The 7,939-nt window shown below is 69.7% G+C and carries 5 protein-coding genes; 3 read left to right on the plus strand and 2 right to left on the minus strand.

Annotated features, from left to right (window positions below; genetic code table 11):
• The first annotated feature begins 528 nt into the window (after nucleotides 1-528).
• A complete protein-coding gene (locus ACWDEN_RS47605; protein WP_450864348.1) occupies nucleotides 529-1,305 on the plus strand; it encodes a hypothetical protein in 777 nt (258 codons plus the stop codon).
• Between the two features lie 742 nt (nucleotides 1,306-2,047).
• The gene (locus ACWDEN_RS47610; RefSeq protein WP_450864350.1) at nucleotides 2,048-2,458 is read left to right on the plus strand and encodes a preprotein translocase subunit TatB; all 411 of its coding nucleotides are present in this window, start codon (nucleotides 2,048-2,050) and stop codon (nucleotides 2,456-2,458) included.
• Between the two features lie 452 nt (nucleotides 2,459-2,910).
• Here the strand turns inward: ACWDEN_RS47610 and ACWDEN_RS47615 are convergent, their stop codons facing one another.
• Nucleotides 2,911-4,332: an NAD(P)/FAD-dependent oxidoreductase gene (locus ACWDEN_RS47615; protein WP_450864352.1), complete on the minus strand. Its 1,422-nt coding sequence runs from the start codon at nucleotides 4,330-4,332 to the stop codon at nucleotides 2,911-2,913.
• A gap of 75 nt (nucleotides 4,333-4,407) precedes the next feature.
• Here ACWDEN_RS47615 and ACWDEN_RS47620 point away from each other — a divergent pair, with 75 nt between their 5' ends.
• On the plus strand, nucleotides 4,408-5,583 hold the full coding sequence (locus tag ACWDEN_RS47620; RefSeq protein WP_450864354.1) for a carboxylate-amine ligase: 1,176 nt from the start codon (nucleotides 4,408-4,410) through the stop codon (nucleotides 5,581-5,583).
• A gap of 331 nt (nucleotides 5,584-5,914) precedes the next feature.
• Here the strand turns inward: ACWDEN_RS47620 and ACWDEN_RS47625 are convergent, their stop codons facing one another.
• Complete coding sequence (locus ACWDEN_RS47625; RefSeq protein WP_450864356.1) at nucleotides 5,915-7,666, minus strand: hypothetical protein; 1,752 nt, start codon at nucleotides 7,664-7,666, stop codon at nucleotides 5,915-5,917.
• Nucleotides 7,667-7,939 lie beyond the last annotated feature (273 nt).

A 7,939-nucleotide genomic window follows, 5' to 3' on the forward strand; every position in this document is an offset into this window, starting at 1 on the left:
AGGGCCGATCGAGGCAGGCATCATGGAGCGGGTGTTGAGTATGCGAGCCCAGGACATGTGAGTACCGGGCCCGATCACGGGAGCTCGCCGCCACGATTGGCTGGGCTCATGAACACGACCTGGGCAACCGCGCAACAGCAGGACACTGACCGCAGGCTCCGAAGGTGGTCCGGCTGGGGAGTCGGACTGCTCCTGCCGATGGTGGTCCTCAGCTGCGTCCCGGTCCTCGCCAGCGTGCGCGGCAGCCGGTGCATCACTGACGGTGAAGAGTGCTCTGCCGTCTCCGGCGTACTCCTCTACGGATGCTTCTGGACGGCCGTCGTCGCTGGCTTGACGTCGCTGTTGTGGCCCCGGGACCGCTGGACGGGCGCCCGAGTCGGGCTCGTCGTGGTGCAGTGGACGGCTCAGGTCGTACTGGCCTGCCTGATCCTCAGTTACGCCTGAGCTGGTCTCTCCTGGTGGACAGGGACGGTGTCGGGCCGGGCCCACGACGACGGAGAGGCAGCTGCCGATGAGAGGCGGACAAGCATGAGGGTTTTCGCGCGGCGTGCCGCCGGCTCGAAGAGCGTGTGGGGATCGTTGGCGGTGGTCATCCTGTTCGCTGTCTCGGCCTGTGCCACGGCCCCGGACCGTGCCGTCAGCGACAAGCAGCTGCGCAAGCTCGGGGAGAGCGGCCAGGCGGTGCAGGCCCGGCAGCTGGCGGAGCAACGGCTCCGGGGCGTGGCGCGGGCGTACGCCGACCGCACGCCCCTGTCGCTCGGCCTGGTCGTGGTGCACGACGTGTGCGTGCCGGGATCGGGACCGGGCTGGTTCTTCCAGCAGAAGACCGACGACTACAAGGTCGTCTGCTCGATGAACATCACCGCCTACTACGGCGCCGACCCCAGGCACATGGCCGACACCCTCGACGGGATCCTGACCGCGGGCGACCACGCCCGTTCCGGGCCGGCCGGATCCGGAAGTCCCATCCCGTTCACGCACGACGACCACGGCAAGCGACTCGTCGCCTACTACCAGGGGCACGGCCCGAACCCCCAGGGCCCCAAGGCCCCCGCGCCGACCCGGCTGGCCGTCTCTGGACAGACGCTGACCTGGGACACGACACGTGGCGGCGCACCGGGCCGGCTGGTCGAGGAGCCCTACGCCGGCCTCGTCGACGATCCGCCGGTGTCCCGCGTGGTACGCGACCCGAAGACCGCCACGGTCGCCGCCATCCGGAAACGGTACGGCCTGGTGTTCAAGCTGGAACTCCCCTACAGCGACTACTACGGAGTGCTCAAGAATGGTCGAACGCGCACGGAGTGACGTCGGTGCCGGCCGGGCGCGGCTCCGTATGAGGAGCGCTCCGCGAGAAGCTGCGCACCGTCACCGCCGCTCGGGGCCGGGCGTACGAGGTCGTCGCGCACCAGCAGGCGGCGATGCTCGATCAACTGCTCGCGCTTTCGGCCGCCGATCCGGGCACGGCGACCAGGAGCCGGAGGTCGGACCTCGGGAGGCGATCGGCCTGACGGCGCTGCGGGTCTTGCGGGCGTCCCGCACGGACGTGGAAGCCCTCGTGACTGTGCGGACCGCTACGCCGACCAGGCGGATGCCTACCCAGTGCACCGGGTGCGCCAGGACGACCAGCGGGCGCACCCGGGTGCAGGAGCCCGGACCGCGCCGCGGCCGGGAGGCCGGCCATTGAGTGCACCCGATACCGCGGGTGCGCTCCCGAGGGTGCCCGGCATTCAGTGACTTCCGGTGTTGGACGTGATTGAGGGAGCAAGCATGGCGGGGTCCTGCCGGTGGGTTTCCCCTTCAGGCTCGGGCTTTGCCCGCAGGCCTGCGGGGTGAGGCCGACAGGCAACGTACAGCTTGTTGCACACCACCGGCCCCGTGCACGCCCTGCCACCAGCGTGTGTGTGCCCCGCAGGGCTTGGTGGGCGCCGGCAGCGCCGGCGTACCGGAATTCTCCTTGGGCTTGAGGGAGCCGGGGGCGGAGACTTCCAGCGTCCCGCACCACACATGCCGCCGGCACAGACCGGTGGCCTGGATGAAGGAGACGATCGTGAAGCTCGCTCGTTTCGCCGCCGCAGTCGCCACCGCCGCAGCCCTGACCGGCGCGGCAGGCGCACCCGCCGCGGCGCAGCAGCAGCGTTCCGCCACCAGCCATCCCTACACCTGCTCCAACCAGGGCGGCGGCTCCAACCACACGGTCAACAGCTCCGGGCTGATCACCGTCAACAACGTGCTCGACAACACCACCGTGAACGTCCACGACATCAACGTCCTCAGCGGCACCCAGCTGAGCGACCTGCAGGTCGCCCTGGCCAACGCCGCCGACAACAACGTCAACGCCCCCGTCACGACCCAGCTGACCGCCCTGCAGACCGCGGTCGTCAACACCTACCTGACCCAGTTCGGCATCACCGTCCTGCTGGTCAACGTCGGCGTCTGCGCCTTGAGTATCTGCGTCTGACCCCGCGCATGCGGCAAGAGCCGCCACCGTCCGGCACTCGAGGCAGCCCCCCACCCCCCGGCAGCTGCCCCGTGACGGGCCGCTGGCCGGCCCCGGCCGCCGGGGCCGGCCACCGCGCGAGGCTCACGGGGAAGACGATCAGTTCCGCGATGCCCGGCAGCAGCCCCGGCAGCCGACAGCGACAGGGCCGGCCACAGCCAGCGGCGGCGAATCCCTCGCCGATGTCCTGGCCCTCGAGGGGGACGACACCGACGACACCCCCGCGCCCGCCCAAGCCGAGCGGGGCTATCGTCCACGCAAGTCACCCGACGCCCAACCGGCCGCCCAGATCCCTGCGCCCGCCGTACCTGCCCCGACCACCGCCGCCCCGGCTCAGACACCGCCGGTCCGGCCGTCCTGCTGGGTGCTCCTCCTGCGTGTACTTGTGCGGCGGAAACGCCTGAGCCCTCTGATCAGGCGTGGTCGGTGGCGTGGAGGTGGGGATGGGGGTGGAGGTTGAGGTAGAGGCCGGCGGTGGCGTGTGCGGGGGTGGTGGGCAGGGGCAGCAGGTGGCTTGTTCCGTGGCCTGCGAGTCCTTGCGGGGGTTGGCCGTTGACGGGTGGGCGCACGGTGCGCAGGAAGGTGTCGACGGGGTCGTCGGTCTGGCTGTCGTGGAGGTCTTCGGCGCCGGTGATGATGTTGAGGAAGCTTTCGTGCAGGTGGAGGGGGGCTTGGTCGCGGCGGCTGAGCTGCTGTGCGGTGCGGAAGTAGCTGTCGCGGCCGGCGTGGATGCGGTAGAAGGCGCTGACCAGGATGAGGAGTCGTTCGTAGGCGTGCTGGTAGGCGGTCTGGTAGAAGGCGCGGGCGGCGTCTTCGTCGACGTCGCCGCGGAGCATGCTGCTGATGGAGGCGGCGGCGAGGAGGCCGCTGTACATGGCCAGGTGCACGCCGGTGGACAGCAGGGGGTCCAGGAAACATGCGGCGTCGCCGGCGAGGAACCAGCCCGGTCCGCTGAACGCTTCGCTGACGTAGGAGTAGTCGCTCTCGGTTTTCAGCAGCGCCACCTGGCGGGCGCCGGTGAGCATGCCGGCCAGTAGGGGGCAGCGGGAGATCGCTTCGTCGTAGAGGGTCTGCAGTGAGCCGCCTGCTTCCTGTCTGGCGAGGGCGAAGGAGCGTTTGTCGGTGACCAGGCCGACGCTGAGGGTGCCGTCGTGCAGCGGGATGGCCCACAGCCATCCGTCATCCGGCAGTGAGAACACCCCGATCGCGCCGCTGGGGGCGGCGGTAAGTGCTGCGGCGCCACGCCAGTAGCTCCAGGTGGCGACGTTGCGGAAGGCGTCGTGGACGCGTCTGGTGTGCAGGTGCCGGGCGGCGAGGAGGCCCGTGCGGCCGGAGGCGTCGACGAGGCAGCGGAAGCGGATGCGCCCTGCGGTTCCGTCTTGACCGGCCCAGGTGGCTTCCACAGCCCGGTGGGTCCGGCCGGCCTCGCCGCCGGACTCGAAGGTGACCCGTCCCGCGCGGGCCTCTTCTCGCACGTCGGCACCCTGCGTGCGGGCGTGCTCCAGCAGCAGGTGGTCGAACTGGGAACGGATGACCTGGAAGCTGTAGGACGCCGGTCTGCCCGGTTCATCGAAGCCCAGCGACCACTCCTGGCCGCCCCAGCCGTAGAACGCCCCCGTCTTACGGATGAACCCGTACGCCTCGACCACCTCGCGCGCCCCCAGTACGTCCAGCACGGGCAGCAGCGAGGGCAGCAGCGACTCCCCGACGTGGTAGCGCGGGAACCGTTCCCTTTCCAGCACCCGCACTTGATGGCCCTGGCGGGCCAGGAGGGCCGCGGCGGTCGCGCCTGCCGGACCGCCTCCGACCACCAGGACGTCGGTCTCTTCACGCATGCGGTACTCCTCAACCTTCGGCAACCAGACGATTACACCCACGGGTCGAGCACTTTCTGAGACAGTGCCATCACTATGAGCAGTGAACATCACGGTGGGGCGGCCCCGACAGACGCCCTCACGCCCACCCGCACCTTCGGATCAAGCCACGCTCAGGCCCCGCTCACCGTGGGCGTCGAGGAGGAACTCCTCCTGGTCGATCCCCGCACGCGCACTCTCAGCCCGCAGGGACCCGAGGTGGTGAGCGAGGCGGCCGGTGAACTCGGTGACCGGGCCGGCACCGAGCTGACCCGTTATCAGGTCGAATTGCGCACCGATCCGCACACCTGCCTGAAGGAAGCTGCCGACCAGATCCGTTCCACGAGAACGGCGGCCGCCCGCGCCGCTGCGCGCCTCGGCTCGCGCGTCGCCTCGACCGGCACCCCGGTGCTCGGCCAGACGGCCCCTGTCCCGATCACACCCGGCGCCCGCTACGCCCGCAGCGCCGCGCACTTCCGCGCTCTGGACGACGAGCAGACCGCGTGCGCCTGCCACATCCACGTCGGCCTGCCCGACCCCCGTGACGCCGTGTACGTCAGCAACCACCTGCGGCCCTGGCTGCCAACCCTGATCGCCTTCAGCGCGAACTCCCCGTTCCGGGACGGTCAGGACACCGGCTACGCGAGCTGGCGCACCACCACCTGGGGGCGCTGGCCCGTCGCCGGCCCGCCCCCGTACTTCGAATCACCCGCCCACTTCAACGATCTCCTCGACACTCTCCTCAACACTGAGGCACTCATCGACCGCGGCGGCCTGTACTGGGACATCCGCCCCTCCCACCACCTGCCCACCATCGAAGTCCGCGTCGCCGACGCCGCCCTGACACCCGACGACACCCTGATCCTCGCCGCCGTCGTCCGCGCTCTGACTGCCACCGCCCTCAGCTTCGTTCAAGCCGGAGAACCGGCCCCACGTCCGGCACCGGAAGTCCTGCGTGCAGCCTGCTGGCGCGCGGCACGCGACGGACTGGCCGGCACTGGCATCGACCCACTCACCGGCCACCTGGTCACCCAGACCACGCTCGTCGAAAGGCTGCTGCACACGATCGCCCCAGCACTGCGACGGCACGACGACCTCGACCACGTACGCGAGCAGTGGCAGCGCCTGCGCGGTGAAGGGAACGGCGCCGACCGCCAGCGCGCCGCCTACCGGCAACGCTCCAGCACGCACGACGTCGTCGACTACATCATCTCCGCCACCTGCCCCCATTAGGGCAGCGGTGATATGGGCCCCCAGCGTCCTTGGGCCCGACATCGAACAAACCCCAGCCGCCCCCGCCCGGCCCGGCGGGGGCGCGGCGGTGTCTCGGTGCGGCCGACCTAGCTGTCGGGACACACCGTAGCCCTGTGCCCGTCCGTGACCGACCAGCCAGACTCGGCGGACGCTGACGGAGTGCTCCCCCCCCCCGACGCGGGGGTGTTCCGTCCCAGGTCAGGGTTCCCGGCCAGCCTGTCACATCACGGACTTTCACGATCTTTCAGACGCACTCCCACGGTTCGTGGGTCCTGGACGATCGCGCCGTCGGCGACCTGCGGGTCGTCTTTTACTGCCTGACGGTGAAGTACTGCCATGCGCCCCATGTGTTGAGGTTTCCGGTGTCCTTGTTGCTGTGGACGTACTCGGCGCGCAGCCGGAACCTGCTGTTGACTGCCTTGGTCAGGCTGAGCGTCGCGGAGGTGGTGCTTGTCGTGCTGAGTGTGTGGCATGAGGAGGTGCTCTGTGTGTGCCAGGCGCCGCCGTAATATCGCTGGGTCTGGAATTGCACGCACTGGCCGGCCTTGTTGGGCGTGACCGTGACGTTCAGCTTTGCGTGGGCGGTGTGGTGGTAGACCCGGTAGAGGATGCTGCCGTAGTGAGTGCTTGCGTAATAGCCGCTGAGTGACTCGGACACCTTGGCGTAGGCCGATACGGTGCGGACGGCTGTGGCCGCGGCATAGCGGTAGTCACCGGCGAAAGATGTGGTGAAGACGGTGCTGCCGGCGACCTTGTAGCTGGCGGTCAGGTTGCCGTGGCTGTCCACCGTGCCTGTCCTGACCAGCGCCTTCTTACCGTGGTAAGGCTCGGCGTAGATCGACAGTGTGTGTCCGTTGTAGGTCGTGCCGAGGTGGGCCGTGATCTTTGCGGTCGCGCCGTAGGCGTATGACGACGCGTCGCTGCTGATGCTCAGCGCGGTCGCGCTGCGTGAGACTTGGACGGTTGCAGAGGCGCTGGTGGCCTGGTGTGTGGAGTCACCGGGGTAGGTCACAAAGTAGGTGTTGGCTCCGCCGACCTGCGGGACGTCGGCAATGTGGAATGTGCCGTCGGCGGACAGCGGCGCGTCGGGCAGCGCCACGCCGGCGGGGTGGGCGAGGTCGCTCTTGACCACCTTGACGGCCTCACCGGATGGGTACGTGTCCGCCGACAGCTGACCGGACACGGTCAGCTGGGACGCGCGGTTGCTTTTTACCGGGGCGGTGAGGTTGATGGTGGTCGGCGCCGGGAGCTGCCATGGCACGTAGAACGTGTAGGCCGTCGGTTGCGTCGTCTGGTTCCCGGCCGCATCGACGCCGACGACGTTGAGGGTGTGGCTCCCCCAGGTCAGGGAGGCTGTCAGGGTTCCCTTGCCCTGGGCGTCGGCCGGGGTCTGGGCGGCGCCGATGCCGGGCTGCTGGTCGAAGGCGTACTCGAAGTGATCCAGACCGCTGGCCCAGCAGTCCGGAGCCTCCGCTTCCACGCATCCGCCGGGGAGGGGATCACGGGAAGTGAAGCGGAACGTTGTGGGCTGCCCGGCGGCCTTCGTGGGCGTTCCCGGGCTGCCCGCCGGGGGGAAGTCCGGGTTCGTGACGACCGGGGCGAGGGGCGCGCTGTCGTCGACCCGGAAGTAGCAGGACGCGGTTGGGTTCGAGTACGCCGTCCCGTCGTACGTCGACGCGTGCCAGCCGTAGGTGTGTCCATCCGTCAGGGGCAGCGGGACATACACGGATTGGTAGGGAACCGGCAGCCCGGAGACGGACCCGTCGGCTGCCTGCGATCCGTCGACGTCCCATGCGTGGACGACTCCCTGGTACGACACTCCACCCACGGTGGGCCGGGGCACGCCGATGGAGACCGTCATGTCCGCGGGAGTCGGAGTGGTCACGGTCTGCCAGGTCGGGCTGCTGTCGCTGCCGCAGGCCGAGCCGGCAGGCAGTGTCGGCGTCGGCAGTGCCGGGTTGATGGGGGATTCGTCGGCGGCCGCTGCCGCCGGAAGCGCTGCCATGACGGCGCCGGCCAGCAACAGCGCGACCCAGCCGCGCTGACGCACGGTTCGATTCACAGGTGTCTTCCTTCCGGGCCGTGCCCGTATGTCGGTCTCGAAGTCCTGCGCTCTCGCGCGGGCGAGGGCCCGCAGACCTGGTCGCGCGCACGGCGACCGCCATGACGGCATGCGTCTCCCCATGTGCGCGGCCGTCCGCCCCCCTTGCTGCAGTACGGGACCGCAGAGCATCCGGACGCTACTGACCTTTGCGGCGTGATGTCGTCGAGGGCTGACGATGTGTGATCGTCGCGGTATGCCGGTTGTGTGAGATATCCGCAGGGTGGTGGGCTG

It is taken from the genome of Streptomyces sp. NPDC001153 (genome assembly GCF_053598315.1).